Here is a 19,364-nt window from a genome sequence, read left to right on the forward strand (position 1 = left end):
TACTCCCCGGAGTTTCCCGATGCCTGCAGGCAACCTCAACCACCACAGCGTGCTCGGCGGTTCCATCAAGGACCGCGTGCGTCCCGCCAATGCCGCCGAGATGGAGGGCATTCCGTGGCTGCACACGCTCACGCCCACCGAGCGCCGCCGCGCCGAGGCCACGCTGGTGGTCGGCGAGGCCGAGCCGGGCGATCTCGTGTGCCGCGTGGGGCGCTCGCCCACCTACTGGTTCGGCGTGATCGAAGGCCTGCTGAAGATGAGCAACGACAACGCCGACGGCGGCTCGGTCACCTACACCGGCGTGCCGCCCGGCGGCTGGTTCGGCGAAGGCACGGTGATGAAGCGCGAGCCCTACCGCTACAACATCCAGGCGCTGCGCCGCAGCCTCGTGGCGGGGCTGCCGATCGAGAGTTTCCACTGGCTGCTCGACCACTCCATCGGCTTCAACCGCTTCGTGATGAACCAGCTCAACGAGCGGCTGGGCCAGTTCATCGCGGCGCTGGAGATCGACCGCCTGAACAACCCCGACGCGCGCGTGGCGCGCAACCTGGTGTCGCTGTTCAACCCGGTGCTCTACCCCGGCGTGGGCGAGGTCTTGCGCATCACGCAGCAGGAGCTGGCGTATCTTGTCGGCCTGTCGCGCCAGCGCGTGAACGAGGCGCTCAATGCGCTGTCGGCGCAGGGGTTGATCCGCGTCGAATACGGCGGCCTGCGCGTGCTCGACCTGCCGGGCCTGCGCGCCACCGCGATGACGAGCCGCAAGAACAACAACACATCGACCTGAAAGAAGAACCATGGCCCTGTCCGACCACCTGCAGATCGTGCCCGCCGACGCGCAGGCGAGCTTTCTCCCGCCGCCGCAGCAACAGGCCACGCAGGCCCGCAACGAGGAGGACGACGGTCCCACGCTCGAGGAAGCCATCGACCGCAACGAGGCCTTGAGCGCGCAGATCGATGCGCTCAACGAGGTGCTGGCGCGCCCGCTCAGGGACATCCTCGCGGACCGCGAGAAGTCCGAGGAAGCCGCGCTGGCCTGGGACCGCTTCGGCGCGATGTGGATGCTGTCGCAGCGCGCCATGCGCCGCGTCGCGCTCGACCTGGCGGCGCAGCTCGGCGTGAGCGAGGAAGAAGTGGTGGCGCGCGCCATGGCGAACGCCAACGCGGTGCTCAACGGCGCGGACGAGGTCGACCTCGGCGGCAGCGTGGCGCCCGCGCAGTTGCAGCACATCGCGCGTCACCGCAACTTCCTGCGCAAGCAATTCAAGTAGACCCCTGCGGGTTTCGCGAATCGTCTTAAGCTCGCGGCCTTCCCTTCATTCCCTACAAGAGACATCGCCTCCATGACCGCTTCTGCTTCTTCCCACCTCACCGTCATCACCGGCGCTTCGCGCGGCCTGGGCCGTGCCATGGCCGAACAGCTGCTGCAGGCCGGCCACACGGTGCTCGGCATCTCGCGCAAGCAGTCGCCCGAACTGGCCGCAGCTGCCAAGGCCGCTGGCGCCGAGCTGACGCAATGGGAGCAGGACCTGTCCGACCCGGTGGCCGCCGCGACGCGCCTGTCGGCCTGGCTGCACACGCTGGACGGCCAGCGCTTCGACAGCGTCACGCTCATCAACAACGCCGGCACGGTGGGCAACCCCGCGCCGCTGTCGCGCGCCGTGGAAGCCGAGCTGTCGCTGGCACTGCGCATCGGCCTCGAAGCGCCGATGCTGCTCACCGCCGCCTTCCTGGGCGCCACGCGCGAATGGCGCGGTGTGCGCAAGGTGCTGAACATCTCGTCGGGCCTGGGCCGCAACGCGATGGGCAGCCAGGCGCCTTACTGCGGCGCCAAGGCCGGCATGGACCACTTCTCGCGCTCGGTGGCGCTCGAGGAAGCGCAGGCACCGAACGGCGCGCGCATCGTGTCGCTGGCGCCCGGCATCATCGACACCGACATGCAGGTGCAGCTGCGCGGCGCCTCGGCCGACAAGTTCCCGGACCGCGTGCGTTTCGAGAAGATGAAGAGCGACGGCATGCTCGCCAGCCCCGAAGACGCGGCGCAGAAGGTGCTTGCCTACCTGGCGCGCGCGGACTTCGGCACGAACCCCGTGGCCGACGTGCGCGACCCGGCCTGAGGGGGCACGACGATCATGGCCACCGCCAAGTCCATCGACACGCTCGACTACAAGCTCTTCCCGTCGCCGAGGAACGTGCACCGCATCGTCTTCGCGCACCAGGTGTTCGTGCCGTACCCGTACACGCTGATCGTGATGGACGAGTTCTACTTCAAGGGCCGCTACAGCCTGTTCTCGGCCTGCCGCATGAGCGACGGGAAGATGGGGCAGGTGGCGACGTTCGAGGATGCGGGGGACGTGGAGATCTTCAACGCGAAGTTCGTGCCTGATTGAACTCGCCCCCAGGCTTCGCGCACTTCGTGTCGCTTCGCCAACCCCCTGCCGGGGGCAACACCTGCGGCCCGGCAAAGCCGGTTCCGCGGTGTTCCTGGTGAAAACCAGTCTTACTCGATCGTCGCCCCCGAGGCCTGCACGATCCCCTTCCACTTCTCGTAGTCGGTCTTCAGCAGCGCACCGAACTGCTCCGGTGACATGCTCTGCGGCTCGGCGCCCTGGGCGATGATGGCCGCCTTCATCTCAGGCGTGGCCAGCAGCTTGTTGACCGCCGCGTTCAGCGTGGTGACGATGTCCTTGGGCGTGCCGGCCGGCACGAAGACGCCGTACCAGGTGCTCACGTCGAAGTCCTTGTAGCCCAGCTCGGCCACGGTGGGCGTGTCGGGCAGCGAGGTGCTGCGCTTGGCGGAGGTGACGGCCAGCGGGCGCAGCTTGCCGGCCTTGATCTGCGCCATGGCCGAAGGCACCGACGACACCATCAGGTCGACGTTGCCCGCGAGCACGTCCATCATGGCCGCGTTGGAGCCCTTGTAGGGCACGTGGCGCATCTTGATCTTGGCCGCGCCGTTGAAGATTTCGCCGGCCAGGTGGATGGTGGTGCCGTTGCCGGGCGAGCCATAGGTGATGGTGTCGGGCGCGGCGCGCGCGGCCTTCAGCACGTCGTCGAGCGTCTTGAACTTCGAGTTGGCCTGCGTGACGATCACCACGGGCGTGTAGGCCACGTGGGCCACGGCCGTGAGGTCCTTCACCGGGTTGTAGCTCAGGCTCTTGTAGAGCCAGGGCGCGACGACCATGTTGTCCTTCTGGCCCATCACGATGTCGTAGCCCGTGGGTGTGGCGCGCGCGGCCTCGGCGATGCCGATGGTGCCGCCGGCGCCCGCGCGGTTGTCGGGCACCACGGTCCAGTGATTGGCCTCGGTGAGCTTCTGCGCCACCAGGCGCGCCAGGATGTCGGTGCCGCCGCCGGGCGGGAAGGGCACGACCATGCGGATGGGCTTGGCGGGGTAGGCGGCAGTCTGGGCATGCGCCGGGGCGGTGGCCGCCACGGCGGTGAAAGCCAGCGCGAAGGCCAGCGGACGGAGGAGTGTCGATCGGGTCATGGGGTGCATTGTCTCGTTCTGGGGGCAGGGGGGATGCAGTCTGCCGGAAGTGCCGGCGCGGGGTTTTCGCGGTTGGCGATGGCCCTCGTCTCGGCTGGCGGGGGCGGAAGCGGTCGCGGTGTGTACTTTCGAACGCATTGACAGCGCTCGGGGCGAGTCGAATACTCCACCAAATGGTTGAGTATTTCTGGCTCGCCCGGCGCTCGTTTTCCCGGCGCCGTTCCTCTCGTTCCTCTTTATGGGAGGCTCCCATGCTCGGACACATCAATGCAGTGGCCAACCTGGCGGTGAAAGACCTCGCCGCGGCCCGCCGCTTCTATGAAGACACGCTCGGTCTCACGCAGGTCGATGCGGAGGGCGACGAGGTCGTCGTCTACCGCAGCGGCAACACCCGGCTCAACGTCTACCGCTCGGCCTTCGCGGGCACCAACCAGGCCACGGCCGTGACCTGGTCGGTCGATGGCGACATCGAGCGCCTTGTGGCGGCGCTCAAGGCCAAGGGCGTGCGCTTCGAGCACTACGACATGCCCGACACCAGGCTCGAAGGCGACATTCACGTGATGGGCGACATGAAGGTGGCGTGGTTCAAGGACCCGGACGGGAACATCCTGAACCTGATCAACGACTGAGCCCCTGTCCGTCCGGCATCCCCCGTTTGGGGGAAGCCAAGGGCGGCGCGCTGCGGACAATCCCTGCTGCCATGCATCCGCCTGGCATGGAGGAGTCCGGACATGAGCGCACCGTCGTCGCCCGAGCAGCAACCATCCGCCCGTCCCGAGCGCGTCGCGGTCATCGCCATCCACGGCGTGGCCGACCAGAAGGCCGGCGACACGGCTCGCGCCATCGCGTCGCTGATGCTCAACAACCCCGGCAAGGGCGCCACGTATCGGCAGGCCGATTGCGACAGCCATCTCCTGCCGGTGCCGCCGCTGACCTCGATGGTGCAGCAGCGCACGGGGCATCCGAAGAAGTCCGCCGCGAAAGGCACCAACGCGCAGAAGCCGTACGTGCCGCCCGTGCGCAAGGCGATGCAGCAGTCGAAGACCTCCGACTTCAGCGCCGACGACTGGATCTCGACCTCGGAGACCGACGACGCGGGCGTGGTGCGCGCGGCCAAGGGGCGCGGACCGCTCACGCCCCGCGAGCTGAAGAGGAACCACCCCGACATCGCCTTCAGCGACTACCTGCTGTTCAAGTCGCAGCGCGCCGAGCCCGACCACGAGGCCTACGAGGCCACGCGCGTGCGCATGACGCGCGACGCGACCGGTGCCGACGGGCCGTCCGCGCAGCAGCAGATCGACGTGCACGAGATGTACTGGGCCGACCTGTCGCGCCTGCCGGGCTCGGTGGCGCGCATCGTGGCCGAGCTCTTCACCATCGTGTTCCGCCTCTCGCAGCTCGGGCGCGACGCGGTGGACCGGGCGGCCGAGGCGGCCGGCGTGAACCGGAAACCCCGGCCGCCGGGGGCGAAGCGCTGGGCCTGCCTGGCGTCGCTGCAGACCGCGCTCGACTGGGCCTTTGCCAACCTGCTGGCGAACCTCTTCCTGCAGCTGCTGATGGTCGGGCTGGTGATCGCGGGGCTCGGATGTCTGGTGCAACCCGAGCTGCAGCCGCAGGTGCTGTCCCATGCCGAACTGCTGCGCAGGGTGCTGGCCGTGGGCGTGCCGGTGGTGGGCCTGTGGTGGTACAGCTATGAAGGTGCCCCGGGCGTTTCCGGGCGGGTCGCGGTCGGGGCGTACGGCGTGCTGGCGGGCTGGTTGCTGTGGACACAGGTGCCGGCGCACTGGGTGGTCGGCGTGGCGTGGGTCGCGGTGCTGGCCGCACTGAGCGACCGCGCGCTGCGCATCGCGCGCGACCGCTTCCCGGCGGCGCGCACCTGGGGCCTGGCCCTGATGGCGCTGATCGTGGCGGCACTGCTGGTGCATGTGGCGATCAACGCCTCGGCGGCGGGCGGCACGGACGACCTGCGCCACTGGGTGCGCGCCGGCATGCGGGTGGTCGAGTACCTGTTGCTGGGTGTCGTGGCCTGGTGGGGCGTGGCCGGGGTGTTGCTGATCGCCTGGCTGCTGGCCGGGTACATGGTGCCGGGCAAGGACGAGGCCACACGCGCCAGCATCGCCACGGGGCGGCTGGGGCTGTTCGTGTCGGTGGCGGCGTTCGTGGCGTTGTCGATGGCGTTCTGGGCCGTGCTGACGAACCTCGTGGAGCTCGGCGCGAAGAACGTCGACTACGCGCCGTTCTGGTTCGGCAAGGGCATCTACTGGGCCGACGGCGCGAACTTCCTGCACAACCGCTACGAGAAGAGCACGCAGGCCTTCGCGCTGACGGCGGGCCTCACGCTGTCGCTGCTGGTCTACCTTGTCGCGGTGCTGGTGCCCAGCCTGCTCGCCGAGCTCAAGGTGGCCTTTGGCACGTCGCAGCGCCTGGGCCACTGGCTCGGCGCAGGCTACCGGCGGCTCGACCGTTTTGTCACCTTCCTCACCACCGCCAGCGTGATCGCCGCCTGCGCGGTGGCCGTGTTGCTGGTGCTGGCGCAATGCGGTGTGTCGCTCGGAGGCCGGATCGAGAATGCGCACGAGTGGGTGGCCAGGCTGTCCCAGAGCGGCCTCAAGCCGCTGATCTTCAGCGCCGCCACGCTGGGTGCTGCCGTCATGCTGCTCGGCGGCTTCCTGTCGCGCACCGTGCCGGGCCTGCGCATGCCGCTCGACGTGGCGCTGGACGTCGACGGCCACTTCCGCGAGTTTCCGCGCCGCGCCATCCCGCGTGCGCGCATCTTCTCGCGCTATGTGTCGCTGCTGGAGCACGTGGCGGCGCAGGGCTACGACCGCATCGTGATCGTGGCCCACAGCCAGGGCACGGTGATCTCGACGGAGCTGTTGCGCTACCTGCAGTTCCGCGCGGCGCAGAACGTCGATGCGCGGGTGACGCAGCTCTGGGCCGCGCTCAACAGGAGCAGGCTCCTGCTGCTCACGGCCGGCTGCCCGCTGCGCCAGCTCTACGCGGCGCGCTTTCCGCATCTCTATGGCTGGGTGACGGCGGAAGACGCGAACGGCGGCGGGCCCAGCGCCGCCAAGGTCGGCGTGGCCCGCTGGGTCAACCTCTACACCGCGGGCGATTACGTGGGGCGCTGGCTCTGGGGCGCCGACGACAAGGGCTACACGCCGGATCAGGCGCCACCGGCATGGCGCACGGAGGCCGAGCACGAGGAATGCCTCGGCCTCGGCGCCCACACCCACTACTTCGACCTCGACCAAGCGCACGTGGCGCGCTGGATCGACTGGATGGTGACGGCGCCGCGCTGATTCAGCACCCATGAAAAAACCGCCCGAAGGCGGTTCTTTCACGGGGCGATCCGGCTTCAGCCGAAGTTCTTGGCCGCGAAGTCCCAGTTGGCCAGCTTGGCCAGGAAGGTCTCGACGAACTTCGGACGCAGGTTGCGGTAGTCGATGTAGTACGCATGCTCCCACACGTCCACCGTCAGCAGCGCGGTGTCGGCGGTGGTCAGCGGCGTGCCGGCGGCGCCGGTGTTCACGATGTCCACCGAGCCGTCGGCCTTCTTCACGAGCCACGTCCAGCCCGAGCCGAAGTTGCCCACGGCCGACTTCACGAAGGCTTCCTTGAAGGCGTCGAAGCTGCCCCACTTGGCGTCGATGGCCTTGGCCAGTGCGCCCGTCGGTGCGCCGCCGCCTTGCGGCTTCATGCAGTTCCAGAAGAAGGTGTGGTTCCAGATCTGGGCGGCGTTGTTGTAGATGCCGCCGCTGGACTTCTTGACGATCTCTTCGAGCGTCATCGCTTCGAACTCGGTGCCCTTTTGCAGGTTGTTCAGGTTCACCACGTAGGCGTTGTGGTGCTTGCCGTGGTGGTACTCGAGCGTTTCCTTCGAGTACTCGGGGGCCAGTGCGTCGATGGCGTACGGCAGGGGGGGAAGGGTGTGTTCCATGTGGGTCTTTCTTTCTAGGTTGGTGGGGGAAAAGCAAAAAAAACGGAAAACGGTCCGGCACCTCAGGTGCGGGGCTTGGGCACGACGCGGTAGGCGCAGCGCCGCGCCCCCGCGAGCACGTGTTCGACGCGGCTCACGTCGGCCTCGGCGCCGAGCACCTCGTCGAACAGCTGCAGCTCGCTGCGGCAAAAGCCCGTGCAGGCCTGCGCCGCGGTGCAGATGGGGCAATGGTTCTCGATGAAGAGAAAACCCTCGTCCTCGGCCCGGTACTCGGCCATGTAGCCCTCGCGACTGCGGATGTTCGCGAGCCGCTCGAGCCGCGTCTCGAGGTCGTGCGCGCCGCGCATGGCCTCGGTGTAGGTGGCGCGCATGGTGGCTTCGCGCGCGCCGATGAGCTGGTCCATGCCCTTCTCGCCGAACACGCTGATCACGGCGCTGATCATCTGCACCGTCATCTCGGCGTGCGTGTCGGGAAAGCGCTTGTGGCCCTCGCCGGTGAGCCGCCAGATCTGCGTGGGCCGGCCGCGGCCGCTGGGGCGGCTCTCGGCGTCCACCAGCCCTTCGGCCTCGAGCTTGGACATCTGCTGGCGCACCGCCTCGACCGTCACGTTCAGCACCTTGGCGATGTCGGGAATGCCGAGCGCGCCACGGGTCTTCAGCGTGGAGAGGATTCGGTCTGCCGGCTGGTGCGGCAGCCAGGTGGGCTTGGTGGCATCGGGGGCGGCGGACATGGCGGCTTCGGTCGTGGGGAGGGAAAACAGCGTCATTGTCAGGTGGTTGGGCCTCCCCTCGCATCCGTGGGCGCTTCGGAGGGCGCTTGCCACCCGCCGCCGAGCGCTTTGTAAAGCGCCACGAGGCTGGTGAATGAGGCGGTTTCGGCCTCGGCCACGGCGTCCTGCGCGCGCAGCAGGGTGCGCTGCGCGTCGAGCACGCTCAGGTAGGGCGCGGCGCCTTCGCGGTAGCGCACCTGGGCCAGTTCGGCGGCGCGGCCGCTGCGGGCCGAGGCCTCCAGCAGCCGCTGCAGGCGCAGCTGGTTCTGGCCGTAGCCGGTGAGGGCGTTCTCCACATCCTCGATGGCGCGCAGCACGGTCTGTTCGTAGACGGCGCGTTCGCCGTCGGCGCGGGCCTCGGCGCCGCGCAGGCGGGCCTTGACCGAGCCCAGCCGCAGGGCAGGCCAGCTCACGCCGGGCGTGACGCTGAAGGCGCGGCTCGACGAACTGCCCAGGTCCGACCCGCGCAGCGCGATGAAACCCAGGAAGCCGCCGATGTCGAAGCGCGGGTACAGCTCGGCCGTGGCCGCGCCCACGTCGGCGGTGCTGGCGGCCAGGCCGCGCTCGGCGCGCAGCACGTCGGGCCGGCGGCGCAGCAGCTCGCCCAGGTCGCCGATGGGCAGGCGCTTGTCGAGCACCTGCAAGGGTTGCGGCTGCAGCATGGGTTCCAACTCGGCCGGACGCAGGCCGGCCAGCACGGCGACGCGATACGCCGCCTGGCGGCGCGTGGTTTCGAGCGCGGGCAGCTGGCTCTCGGTGCTGGCCAGGTTGGCCTGCGCGCTCGCCAGGTCGCCTTCGAGGCCGCGGCCGGTGCGCACCTGCGCCTCGGTCACGCGCAGGCTCTGGCGCAGGCTGTCGAGGGTGCGGTGCGTCACGGCCATGCGCTGTTCGGCGCCACGCATCTCGTAGTAGTTGCGCGCCAGTTCGGCCACGGCCACGATGCGCACCTGCTCGAGGTCGGCGACGCTGGCCTGGGCGCGCGCGGTGGCGGCCTCGTCCAGGCGCTGCAGGCGGCCGAAGAGGTCGATCTCCCAGCCGGCGTCGAAGCCCGCGCGGCTGCTCTGCGCCAGCGTGCGTGCATCGGCCGGCACGCCGTTGCCCTGGGCGATGCTGCGCGTCTTGCTGGCGCCCAGCGTCACCACGGGCAGGCGGTCGAGCTCGGCTTCGGTCTGCATCGCGCGGGCTTCGAGCAGCCGGGCCTGCGCGATGCGGATGTCGTGGTTGCCGGCCAGCGCGCGGTCGATGAGCGCATCGAGCTGCGGATCGTCGAGCTGGCGCCACCAGTCGCGCTGCACCGCGTCGGGTGCGAACAGCGCGCGCTCGGGCGCGGAGATGGCGACCGGCGCGTCGTTCGGCGCGGTGTAGGTCGGGCCGACCGCGCAACCGGCCAGCACCAGCACGCTGAGGGCGAACGGCGCGGCGTAAGAGAAGAGTCTTCTTGTCATGGTCATGCTCCCGGTGTCGTCAGGCGGGGTCGCCGGCGGGCTCGCGCGCCACGAGCGCTTCGAGTTCGGCGGCGCGCTGCGAGCGGCCCACCGTGCGGTGGTCGCGCGCCAGCAGCGTGTACATCGTGGGCAGCACGAACAGCGTGAACAGCGTGCCCACCAGCATGCCGACCACGATCACCAGGCCGATGCTGAAGCGGCTGTTGGCACCCGCGCCGCTGGCGAACAGCAACGGCACCAGGCCCACCACCATCGCGGCCGTGGTCATCAGGATCGGGCGCAGCCGGATGCGCGCGGCCTGCTCGATGGCGGCGCGGCGCGCCAGGTTCTGGCGTTCCTGGATCTCGTTGGCGAACTCCACCATCAGGATGCCGTGCTTGCTGATGAGCCCGATGAGCGTCACCAGCCCGATCTGCGTGTAGATGTTGATGGTGGCAAAGCCCAGCGCCAGCGGCACCAGCGCACCGCAGATCGACATCGGCACGCTGATCAGGATGATCAGCGGGTCGCGCAGGCTCTCGTATTGCGCGGCCAGCACCAGATAGATCACCACGATCGCGAACACGAAGGCCATCACCAGCGCCGAGCCTTCCTGCGTGAACTGGCGTGCGTCCGACTGCCAGTCGTAGCTGAAGCCGGCCGGCAGCTTCTTGGCCTCTTCGCTCAGGAACGCCACGGCGTCGCCCATGGTCACGCCCGGCATCTGGATGGCCTGGAAGGTCGCGGCGTTGAGCTGGTTGAACTGCGTGAGCTTGTTGGGCCCCACGCTGGTCGACAGCTGCACCAGGTTGCCCAGCGGCACGCTCTGCCCGCTCGCGCTCTTCACGAAGTAGCGCGACAGGGCCTCCGCCGTGAGCCGCTGGTCGCGCGGCGACTGCGGAATCACGTCGTACGAGCGGCCGTCCATGCCGAAGCGGTTGACGTAGTTCTCGCCCACCAACACCGCCAGCGTGTCGCCGATGGCCTTCATGGTCACGCCCATGCTGTTGGCCTTGGCGCGGTCCACGCGCACTTCGGTCACGGGGTTGTTGAACTCCAGGTCGCTGTCGACCACGGCGAACTTGCCGCTGTCGCGCGCCGACTTCTTCAGCGTTTCCATCGCCTCGAACACGCTGCGGTGGTCGCCCGCGCTGCGGATCACCATCTGCACCGGAAGCCCGCCGGTCGAGCCCGGCAGCGACGGCAACTGAAAGGCGAACACGCTGCTGCCCTCGACCTCGTTCATGCCGGCCTGCACCTCGCCCTGGATCTGGTCGGCATTGCGTTGGCGGTCCTTCCAGTCGGACAGCTGCACGCCGCCGATGCTGTTGGACACGCCGTCCGAGCCGTTGATGAGCCAGCGGCCGGTGTTCTCGGGCAACGCGGCCAGCGCCTCGTCCCACTTCTTGCCGAACTTCTCGACGTAGTCGATGTTGGCGTGCTGCGGCGACTTGATGACGGTCATCACCATCGCCTGGTCTTCACCGGGCGCCAGCTCGCGCTGCGCCGCGTTGTAGAGGAAGGGCAGGCTCACGAGCACGGCGGCCGCCAGCAGGCCCGTGACCCAGCGGTGGTGCAGCGACACGTCGAGCAGCCGGCCGTAGGCCGTGGCGAGCTTGTGGAAGAAGGTCTCGGCATAGCGCGCCATGCGGCCCGCCGTGGCGTCCTGCGGCAGCAGGAACGAGCTCATCACCGGCGACAGCGTGAGCGCGATCACGCCCGACACCACCACCGCGCCTGCCAGCGTGAAGGCGAACTCCTTGAAGAGCGAACCCGTGAGCCCGCCCATGAGTCCGATCGGCGCGTACACCGCGGCCAGCGTGAGCGTCATCGCGATCACCGGGCCGGCCACTTCGCGCGCACCGATCAGGGCGGCCTGCACGCGCGACTTGCCTTCCTCGATGTGACGGTGCACGTTCTCGACCACCACGATGGCGTCGTCCACCACCAGGCCGATGGCCAGCACCATCGCGAGCAACGTCAGCAGGTTGATGCTGAAGCCGAACAGCAGCATCAGCGCCGCCGCGCCGAGCATCGACAGCGGAATGGTCACCACCGGAATGAGCACCGCGCGCAGCGAGCCCAGGCACAGGAAAATCACCAGCACCACGATGGCGATGGCTTCGAGCAGCGTCTTCTGCACCTCGTCGATCGAGGCCTCGATGAAGCGCGCGAGTTCGAAGGGCAGTTGCACTTCCACGCCCGGCGGCAGGTTCTGCTTGATGCCGGGCAGCAGGTCGCGGATGCGCTTCACGATCACCAGCGGGTTGCCGTTGGGCGCGGCCTGCAGGCCGAGGTAGATGGCCTTGTCGCCGTCCATGGTGGCGCTGCTGTCGGCGCTGGCCGCGCCCAGTTCCACCGTGGCCACGTCGCCCAGGCGCACGATGGCTTCACCGTCACGCTTGATGACCATGTCGCGGAACTCGGCCACGTTCACCAGGTCGGTGTTCACGCGGATGTTCGACACCACGTACAGGCCCTTCACCTGCCCCGGTGCGGCCTGCACGTTGTTCTGGCGCAGCGCGTCGGCCAGCTCGCCGGCCGAGATGCCGCGCGCGGCCATGCGGTTGGCGTCGAGCCACACGCGCATCGCCAGCGTCTGCCCGCCCGACACCTCGACGCCCGAGACGCCGGGGATCGATGCGAACTGCGGCTGCACCACGCGCGAGAGGTAATCGGTGAGCTGCGGCACCGGCATCGTCTTGCTCGAGAAGCCCACGTACGCCACCGCCGTGGCCTCGCCCGAGGACTTGAGGATCACCGGGTCGAAGGCCTCGGCCGGCAGCCGGTACTTCACCTGGCTGACCTGCGCCATCGCCTGCGTGAGCGCCTGGTTGGCGTCGGCGTTGAGCTTCATGCGCACGCTGATCACGCTGCGGCCCAGCGTGGAGGACGACGAGAGGTAGTCGACGTTCTCGATGGTCGCCACCGCCTGGGCGATCGGTTGCGTGACGAAGCCCTGCATCAGCTCCGGCGAGGCGCCGGGGTACTGCGTGGTGATGGTGAGCGTGGTGCTCTCGGTCAGCGGGTACTGGCGCACCGGCAGGTCGCCCAGGGCACGCGCGCCCAGCAGGAGGATGAGCGTGCTCACCACCAGCGCCAGCACGGGCCGGCGCACGAAGAGGTCGGTGAATTTCATGACTTCGATTCCTGCAGCGCCAGCGTGTCCTTCGCGGCCGGGGCCACGGCCGCGCCGTTGTACAGGCGCTGCTGGCCCGAGGTGACGACCTGCTCGCCGGCCTTCAGGCCCTGCTCGACGACAACCAGGCCGTCTTGCCGCTCGCCGGTCTTCACGAACACCTGCTGCACCGAGAAGCCGTCGCCCTTTTCGCCGGGGCGCATCACGAACACCGAGTCGCCGTGCGTGCTGTAGGTGATGGCGGTTTCAGGCACGGCGATGGCATCGGAACGCGCCGGCAGCGCCACCTTGCCGTTGACGTACATGCCGGGCGTGAGCGCGCCGTCGGTGTTGTCCACCGTGGCCTGCAGCCGTACGGTGCGCGTGTCGCTGCCGATCTGGGGCTCGATGGCGCTGAGCCTGGACTGGAACACGCGGCCCGGGTACGCATCGACCGCGAGCGCCACCGCCTGGTTGCGCCGCAGCGCCGGCAGCGCGGTCTCGGGCAGCGTGAGGTTGGCGAACAGCGTGCGGCTGTCGGTGAGCGAGACCATCGCATCGCCCGCGCGCACGAACTGCCCGAGGTTGACCTTGCGGATGCCCAGCACGCCGTCGAAGGGCGCCTTGATGCGCTTCTGCTCGATGAGCGCCTGCACGCGCCGCAGCTCGCCGCTGGCCTGGTCGAACGCGGCCTGCGCCTGTTCCATCTGCTCCTGCGTGGCGGCCTGCTGCGGCAACAGGCGGCGCGTGCGTTCCAGCGCGGTGCGCGCGTTCGATTGCTGCGCGCGCAGCCGTTCGAGGTCGCCCTGTTCGGGCGCGTCGTTGAGCTGCACCAGCAGCTGGCCGGCCCGCACCTGCGCGCCGGGCGTGAAGAGGATCTGGGCGATGCGGCCCTCCACCTCGGCCGGCACCTCGACCTGACGGTTGGCCTCCAGCGTGCCGATGCCGCTGAGGAAGCGCGCCATCTCCGTCTGCTTTGCGGGAGCCACCGCGACCTTGGCCGGCGGCATGCCGCCGCCCTGTGCATGGGCCGGCTGGAACTTCGCCACGAGCCCGTAGCCCGCCGCGCCCAGCACCGCGACCGTGAGACCGGCGCCGAGCCAGGTCCTTGATTGTTTGTTCATACGCAACCTGCTTTTTTATCAAAGAAAGTGCTTTGATTATTAGATCGCGTCCGAACGCTGTCGAGAAGGACGTGGCAATGGCCCCGATAGGGCAGGGCTATCTTTGGCTGCGCGTGCATGCTGGGTGCTCCGGGTGGTTGAGCGGGGACATCCCCGCACCCCGAAGACGCAGCGGCGGTCGCTTTTGTGACGCGGCGCCTCGTCCAATGGCCGCAAGCCCACCGGGACATCGCTCGCCGCGCCAAGCGCCGATGTACATTGCGACCTGCTCATGAACCTTTTCAGCATGGCCACCAAACCCCGAAAGAAGTCCGCGGCTGTCACCGAGGACGAGGTCTTCGACATTGCCGCCGACCTGTTCCGGGCCATGGCCGCGCCCATGCGGCTGAAGATCGTGAGCCTGCTGTGCAACGGCGAGAAGAACGTGAGCGAGCTGCTGGCCGAGATCGACACCACGCAGCCGAACATGTCCCAGCACCTGAACACGCTCTACCAGGCGGGCGTGCTCGCAAGGCGCCGCGACGGCGTGAGCATCTACTACAGCATCGCGAACGAGACCGTGGTGGCGCTGTGCCGCAGCATCTGCGTGCAGATCGCCATCGAGCAGGAATAAGAAGAGAAGAAGGCCGACATCAGCCAGCCTTTACAGCGGCCCCTCAGGGCTTCAGGTAGACGTAGCCTTCCTTCGCCTGCAACCGCGCCACCTCGGCCACGCCCGAGGGCACCACCTTGGTTTCCATCAGCAGCTTGCCCGCATCGATGTTGCGCGTAGTGAGCGTGTTGTTGCACACCTTGAACTCCACGCCGCGCCCCGCCAGCGCGCTCACCGGGCCGCTGAACTCGCGGCCCCTGCTGTCCTTCGCATCGGTCAGCAGGAAGTCGATGCCGGGGCCGTGCGTGACCACCACGATCTTCGCCTTCGGGTCCGCGTTCAGGTGGTTCGTGATGTTCGCGAGGATCGCCGCGCTGCTCTCCACGCCGGTGTTGACGTGATAGACCACCTTGACGTCCTGCGCGTGCGCGAACGAAGCCACGAGGGCGAACAGGAAAGCGATGAATGCGTGTCTCATGGGGAAACCCTCTGGCTGTTGTCGTTGTGCGCAAAATATCATCTTCTGCTTATATTTACAGCCGGGCAAGCCCGCGGCCCTCGCCGCCGAGCCCGCAGGAGACGACCCACGATGTTCCCGTGCCGGCCCACCGCCGTTCGCGCGAAGGCGCTGTTGATGTGCGCCGCGCTCTGGCTTTGCGCGAACGCCGCATTCGCGGCGCCCGAGATCCGACCGCTGCAGGTCGCGCCCGATATCTACTACGTGCAGGGCATTCCCGCGCTGGGCTCGAAGGACAACCAGAACTTCATCTCCAACGCCGGATTCGTCATCACGCGCGACAGCGTCGTGATGATCGACGCGCTCGGTTCGCCCGCCGTCGCCGAGCGCATGGTGGCCGAGATCCGCAAGCTCACGCCCAAGCCGATCAGCCACGTCATCCTCACGCACTACCACGCGGACCACATCTACGGCCTGCAGGTGTTCAAGGCGCTGGGCGCGCAGATCGTGGCGCACACGCTGGGCAAGGCCTACCTCACCTCCGACACCGCGCGGCTGCGCCTGGAAGCCTCGCGCCAGGAGCTCGCACCGTGGATCGATGCGGGCACGAAGCTGGTGCCGGCCGATGTGTGGATCGATGCGCGCACCGAGCTGACCATCGGTGGCACGCGCTTCGTGATCCAGCCCGCCGGTCCCGCGCACACGCCCGAGGACCTGGCCATCTACCTGCCGAAGGAGAAGGTGCTGTTCACCGGAGACATCGTGTTCCGCAACCGCACGCCTTACGTCGGCTCGGCCGACAGCCGGCACTGGATCGCGGCGCTCGACGCGCTGCTCGCGCTCGATGCGCGCACCATCGTGCCGGGCCACGGCCCCGCCTCGGAAGACCCGGCGCAGGACCTGCGGCAGACGCGCGACTACCTCGTCTTCCTGCGCGAGGCGATGAAGAAGGCCGCCACCGAGATGACCCCCTTCGACGAAGCCTATGCCGCCACCGACTGGTCGCGCTTCGAGGCCTGGCCGCTGTTCAAGGTGGCCAACCGCATGAACGCCTACAACACCTACCTGCTGCTGGAGCAGGAGGCGCGATGAGCGGCGACCGCACGCGCCGGCAGCTCGTCGCAGGCCTTGCCGCGCTGTGCGTCGCACCGATGACCGTGCAGGCGGCTGACGCGCCACTGCCCGCGCCGGCTTCGCTGGCCGGCGCACTCGCCGCGGCGCTGGCGCGGTCGCAGCCGTTGGTCGTCATGGCCAGCCTGCAGGGCTGTCCCTTCTGCCAGATCGTGCGCACGCACTACCTCGTGCCCGAACTCGCCGCCGGCACGCCTGTGGTGCAGATCGACTTTCGCGACGCGCGCAGCGTGCGCGACTTCGACGGCATCGCGCGCACGCACGACGCGCTCATCAAGGCATGGCACGTGAGCGTCGCGCCGACGGTGCTCTTCTTCGGACGTAACGGTCGCGAAGTGGCCGAGCGGCTGACCGGCGGCGATTCGGATTTCTACGGCGCGTACCTCGAACAGCGACTGGCGCAGGCGCGCGCGGCCGTGCGCGCCTGACAACGCACCCTCGTTATGCACGCGCATGACGAGCGGGTTTTTCCCAAGTCCGAGGGTCTTCCCATTCGGACGATCGTTCATAAAATCAATACATAACGATTTACTTATTTAACGATGAAGCCGGGCCGCGTCGCCACGCGTTTCGAGGAGACTGATTTGAAGTTGCTGTTGCCGTCGCTCGCCGTTGCTGTCACCACGATGCTGTTGTCGACCCCGGCCCTTGCGAACAAGGAACTGGCCCAGAAGAACGCCTGCCTCGCCTGCCACGCGGTCGACAAGAAGCTGGTCGGCCCCGCCTACCTCGACGTCGCGAAGAAGTACACCGGCCAGGCCGACGCGCTCGCCGTGCTCACGGCCAGCATCCAGAAGGGCAGCACCGGCAAGTGGGGCGCCGTGCCGATGCCGGCGCAACCCGCGATGAGCGAAGCCGACGCCAAGGCGCTGGCCGCCTGGGTGCTGGGCGGCGCGAAGTAAGACCACGGGCCTGCCGCCATGAGCGCCAGCAACCATCCGACCGGCCAGGTGCGCAAGGCACCCGAGAACTTCCTCGATGCACAAGGTGTGCGCGCCGTCTTCGCCGAAGCCGGCAAGGGGCGGCGCGACTTCATCCGCAACGCCTTCGCCGCCGCCGTCGCCGGCACGGCCGCCACGTCGTCGGCCCTCGCGCAATCGCGCCCGGTTGTCGGCGATGGCGATCCCGCGATCCTGAATCTGCCCGCGCACAGCACGGGCCTCGGCCAGCCGGTCGTCACCGACGGCTACGGCAAGCCTTCGAAATACGAAGCCAACGTGCAGCGCCGCCAGAGCCCGGGGCTCACGCCGACCGCGCAGGCCTCGGTGTCCTTCGCGCCGCTGCAGTCGCTGTTCGGCATCGTCACGCCCAGCGGCCTGCACTTCGAGCGGCACCACCAGGGATGGTGGGACATCGACCCGTCGAAGCACCGGCTGATGGTCAACGGCATGGTGAAGGCGCCGAAGGTCTTCACGCTCGACGAGCTGATGCGGCTGCCGTCGGTGTCGCGCTTTCACTTCATCGAGTGCGGCGCCAACACCGGCATGGAGTGGGGCAACGTCGCGGTGCCTACGGCTCAGTACACGCACGGCATGCTGTCGTGCAGCGAGTTCACCGGCGTGCCGCTGATCACGCTGCTCGAGATGGCAGGTGCTGATTTGAAGGGCGAGCGCTTCGTGCTGGCCGAGGGCGCCGACGGTTCGTCGATGACGCGCACCATCCCCATGAGCCTCATCCGCTCGGGCGAGGTGCTTGTGGCCTACGGCCAGAACGGCGAGATGCTGCGCCCCGAGCAGGGCTACCCGCTGCGCCTCGTGGTGCCGGGTGTGCAGGGTGTGAGCTGGGTCAAGTACCTGCGCCGCATCGAGCTGGGCGACCAGCCCTACGGCACCAAGGACGAGAACGTGCACTACGTCGACCTGATGCCCGACGGCCAGCACCGCCAGTACACCAGCATCCAGGAATGCAAGAGCGTCGTGACCACGCCCTCGGGCGGGCAGATGCTGCTGGACAAGGGCTTCTACAACATCACCGGCCTTGCCTGGTCGGGGCGTGGCAAGGTCAAGCGCGTGGACGTGAGCGTGGACGGCGGGCGCAACTGGCGCACCGCGCGGCTCGAATCGCCGGTGCTCTCGAAGTGCCTCACGCGCTTCAACATCGACTGGGTGTGGGACGGTTCGCCCGCCATCATCCAGAGCCGCGCGATGGACGACACCGGCTACGTGCAGCCCAGCTACAAGCAGCTGCGCGCGGTGCGCGGCACGCGCTCGATCTATCACAACAACGCCATCCAGTCGTGGCAGGTGCAGGCAAACGGGGAGGTGGCGAATGTCCAGCTTTCCTAGTCGCGCGCTGCTCGTTCTGGTGCTCGCCTGCGGCGTGACCGCGGCGGTTGCACAACCGAAGGCGTCAGGCTACGCAGGCATCGGCCGCGACGCCACGCCCAAGGAAGTGGCCGCATGGGACATCGACGTGCGCCCCGACTTCAAGGGCCTGCCGCCCGGCTCGGGCTCGGTCACGCGCGGGCAGGACCTGTGGGAAGGCAAGTGCGCCTCGTGCCACGGCGTGTTCGGCGAATCGAACCAGGTGTTCAGCCCGATCGTCGGCGGCACCACGGCCGAGGACGTCAAGAGCGGCCACGTCGCGCGCCTCAAGGACCCCTCGTTCCCGGGCCGCACCACGCTGATGAAGGTCACGAGCCTGTCGACCGTGTGGGACTACGTGTACCGCGCCATGCCGTGGAACCAGCCCAAGTCGCTGACGCCGGACGACGTGTATGCCGTCACCGCCTACATGCTGAACCTCGGCGGCATCGTGTCCGACGACTTCACGCTGTCGGACAAGAACATCCGCGAGGTGCAGGCCCGCATGCCCAACCGCAACGGCGGCACCACCGCGCACGCGATGTGGCCCGGCAGCGAATTCGGCCGCGCGGCCAGGCCCGACGTGTCGGCCGTGGCCTGCATGCGCGACTGCGTGCCCGCCGCGGCGACGGTGGCTCAACTGCCGCCACATGCGCGTGGCAGCCACGGCAACCTCGCCGACCAGAACCGGCTGGTGGGCGCGCAGCGTGGCGTCGCCACCGCACCGCCCGCCGCCGTGAAGACCACCGCACCGGCCGCGGCCGCACCGAAGGCGCCCGTCGCCTTGCTCGAGAAGAACAGCTGCACCGCCTGCCACGGCATGACGCAGAAGCTCGTAGGCCCTGCGTTCTCCGACATCGCCAAGAAGTACCCCGGCCAGACCGACCACCTGCTGCAGAAGATCAAGGCAGGCAGCACCGGCGTCTGGGGGGCGATCCCGATGCCGCCGCAGACCCTGGGCGACGATGATGCCAAGGCCATCGCGCGCTGGCTCGCCGACAGCGCCGGACCATGATTC

19 protein-coding genes are annotated in these 19,364 nt (G+C 68.6%); 12 read left to right on the forward strand and 7 right to left on the reverse strand.

Features of this window, described 5'->3' with window-relative positions:
- The first annotated feature begins 19 nt into the window (after positions 1-19).
- The 4 genes from D3H34_RS11385 (at position 20) to D3H34_RS11400 (ending at position 2,387) form a co-directional block, all read left to right on the forward strand.
- Positions 20-784 carry a Crp/Fnr family transcriptional regulator gene (locus D3H34_RS11385; protein WP_119553571.1) on the forward strand — a complete coding sequence of 255 codons (765 nt, stop codon included), beginning with the start codon at positions 20-22 and terminating at the stop codon, positions 782-784.
- A gap of 10 nt (positions 785-794) precedes the next feature.
- The gene (locus D3H34_RS11390; RefSeq protein WP_119553572.1) at positions 795-1,268 is read left to right on the forward strand and encodes a hypothetical protein; all 474 of its coding nucleotides are present in this window, start codon (positions 795-797) and stop codon (positions 1,266-1,268) included.
- A 72-nt stretch (positions 1,269-1,340) separates the two neighbouring features.
- Positions 1,341-2,114, forward strand: a complete 774-nt coding sequence (locus tag D3H34_RS11395) for an SDR family NAD(P)-dependent oxidoreductase (protein ID WP_119553573.1) — start codon at positions 1,341-1,343, stop codon at positions 2,112-2,114.
- Positions 2,115-2,129: 15 nt separating this feature from the next.
- On the forward strand, positions 2,130-2,387 hold the full coding sequence (locus tag D3H34_RS11400; RefSeq protein WP_119553574.1) for a hypothetical protein: 258 nt from the start codon (positions 2,130-2,132) through the stop codon (positions 2,385-2,387).
- Positions 2,388-2,497: 110 nt separating this feature from the next.
- Here the strand turns inward: D3H34_RS11400 and D3H34_RS11410 are convergent, their stop codons facing one another.
- Positions 2,498-3,487: a Bug family tripartite tricarboxylate transporter substrate binding protein gene (locus D3H34_RS11410; protein WP_119553575.1), complete on the reverse strand. Its 990-nt coding sequence runs from the start codon at positions 3,485-3,487 to the stop codon at positions 2,498-2,500.
- A gap of 251 nt (positions 3,488-3,738) precedes the next feature.
- Here D3H34_RS11410 and D3H34_RS11415 point away from each other — a divergent pair, with 251 nt between their 5' ends.
- Complete coding sequence (locus D3H34_RS11415) at positions 3,739-4,116, forward strand: VOC family protein (RefSeq protein WP_119553576.1); 378 nt, start codon at positions 3,739-3,741, stop codon at positions 4,114-4,116.
- 102 nt (positions 4,117-4,218) lie between these two features.
- Positions 4,219-6,789: a hypothetical protein gene (locus D3H34_RS11420; protein ID WP_119553577.1), complete on the forward strand. Its 2,571-nt coding sequence runs from the start codon at positions 4,219-4,221 to the stop codon at positions 6,787-6,789.
- A 56-nt stretch (positions 6,790-6,845) separates the two neighbouring features.
- Here the strand turns inward: D3H34_RS11420 and D3H34_RS11425 are convergent, their stop codons facing one another.
- From D3H34_RS11425 to D3H34_RS11445, 5 genes are all read right to left on the reverse strand, one after another.
- Positions 6,846-7,427, reverse strand: coding sequence for a superoxide dismutase (locus D3H34_RS11425; RefSeq protein ID WP_119553578.1), 582 nt, complete (start codon positions 7,425-7,427; stop codon positions 6,846-6,848).
- A 62-nt stretch (positions 7,428-7,489) separates the two neighbouring features.
- Positions 7,490-8,158 carry a helix-turn-helix transcriptional regulator gene (locus D3H34_RS11430; RefSeq protein WP_119553687.1) on the reverse strand — a complete coding sequence of 223 codons (669 nt, stop codon included), beginning with the start codon at positions 8,156-8,158 and terminating at the stop codon, positions 7,490-7,492.
- Between the two features lie 38 nt (positions 8,159-8,196).
- Positions 8,197-9,648: an efflux transporter outer membrane subunit gene (locus D3H34_RS11435; protein ID WP_119553579.1), complete on the reverse strand. Its 1,452-nt coding sequence runs from the start codon at positions 9,646-9,648 to the stop codon at positions 8,197-8,199.
- A gap of 13 nt (positions 9,649-9,661) precedes the next feature.
- Positions 9,662-12,760, reverse strand: a complete 3,099-nt coding sequence (locus D3H34_RS11440) for a MexW/MexI family multidrug efflux RND transporter permease subunit (protein WP_119553580.1) — start codon at positions 12,758-12,760, stop codon at positions 9,662-9,664.
- Positions 12,757-13,863, reverse strand: a complete 1,107-nt coding sequence (locus tag D3H34_RS11445) for an efflux RND transporter periplasmic adaptor subunit (protein ID WP_119553581.1) — start codon at positions 13,861-13,863, stop codon at positions 12,757-12,759. The genes D3H34_RS11440 and D3H34_RS11445 overlap by 4 nt, the downstream gene beginning before the upstream one ends.
- Positions 13,864-14,149: 286 nt before the next feature.
- On the opposite strand from D3H34_RS11445, the gene D3H34_RS11450 reads away from it, so the two are divergent.
- Complete coding sequence (locus D3H34_RS11450; RefSeq protein WP_119553688.1) at positions 14,150-14,476, forward strand: ArsR/SmtB family transcription factor; 327 nt, start codon at positions 14,150-14,152, stop codon at positions 14,474-14,476.
- A 43-nt stretch (positions 14,477-14,519) separates the two neighbouring features.
- On the opposite strand, the gene D3H34_RS11455 is transcribed toward D3H34_RS11450, so the two are convergent.
- Positions 14,520-14,933: a DsrE family protein gene (locus tag D3H34_RS11455; protein ID WP_119553582.1), complete on the reverse strand. Its 414-nt coding sequence runs from the start codon at positions 14,931-14,933 to the stop codon at positions 14,520-14,522.
- A gap of 156 nt (positions 14,934-15,089) precedes the next feature.
- On the opposite strand from D3H34_RS11455, the gene D3H34_RS11460 reads away from it, so the two are divergent.
- The 5 genes from D3H34_RS11460 (at position 15,090) to D3H34_RS11480 (ending at position 19,361) form a co-directional block, all read left to right on the forward strand.
- Positions 15,090-16,004: an MBL fold metallo-hydrolase gene (locus D3H34_RS11460; RefSeq protein WP_286185648.1), complete on the forward strand. Its 915-nt coding sequence runs from the start codon at positions 15,090-15,092 to the stop codon at positions 16,002-16,004.
- Positions 16,001-16,471, forward strand: coding sequence for a thioredoxin fold domain-containing protein (locus D3H34_RS11465; protein WP_119553584.1), 471 nt, complete (start codon positions 16,001-16,003; stop codon positions 16,469-16,471). Before D3H34_RS11460 ends, D3H34_RS11465 begins: the two co-directional genes overlap by 4 nt.
- Positions 16,472-16,669: 198 nt before the next feature.
- Positions 16,670-16,945: a c-type cytochrome gene (locus tag D3H34_RS11470; RefSeq protein WP_286185649.1), complete on the forward strand. Its 276-nt coding sequence runs from the start codon at positions 16,670-16,672 to the stop codon at positions 16,943-16,945.
- 18 nt (positions 16,946-16,963) lie between these two features.
- Entirely contained in the window at positions 16,964-18,328 is a 1,365-nt protein-coding gene (soxC, locus tag D3H34_RS11475) for a sulfite dehydrogenase (protein ID WP_119553585.1), read from the forward strand.
- Positions 18,312-19,361 (forward strand): c-type cytochrome, encoded by a 1,050-nt coding sequence (locus D3H34_RS11480; protein WP_119553586.1) that lies wholly within the window; start codon positions 18,312-18,314, stop codon positions 19,359-19,361. The genes soxC and D3H34_RS11480 overlap by 17 nt, the downstream gene beginning before the upstream one ends.
- Positions 19,362-19,364: the final 3 nt, after the last annotated feature.

The sequence above is a fragment of the Acidovorax cavernicola genome (assembly GCF_003581445.1).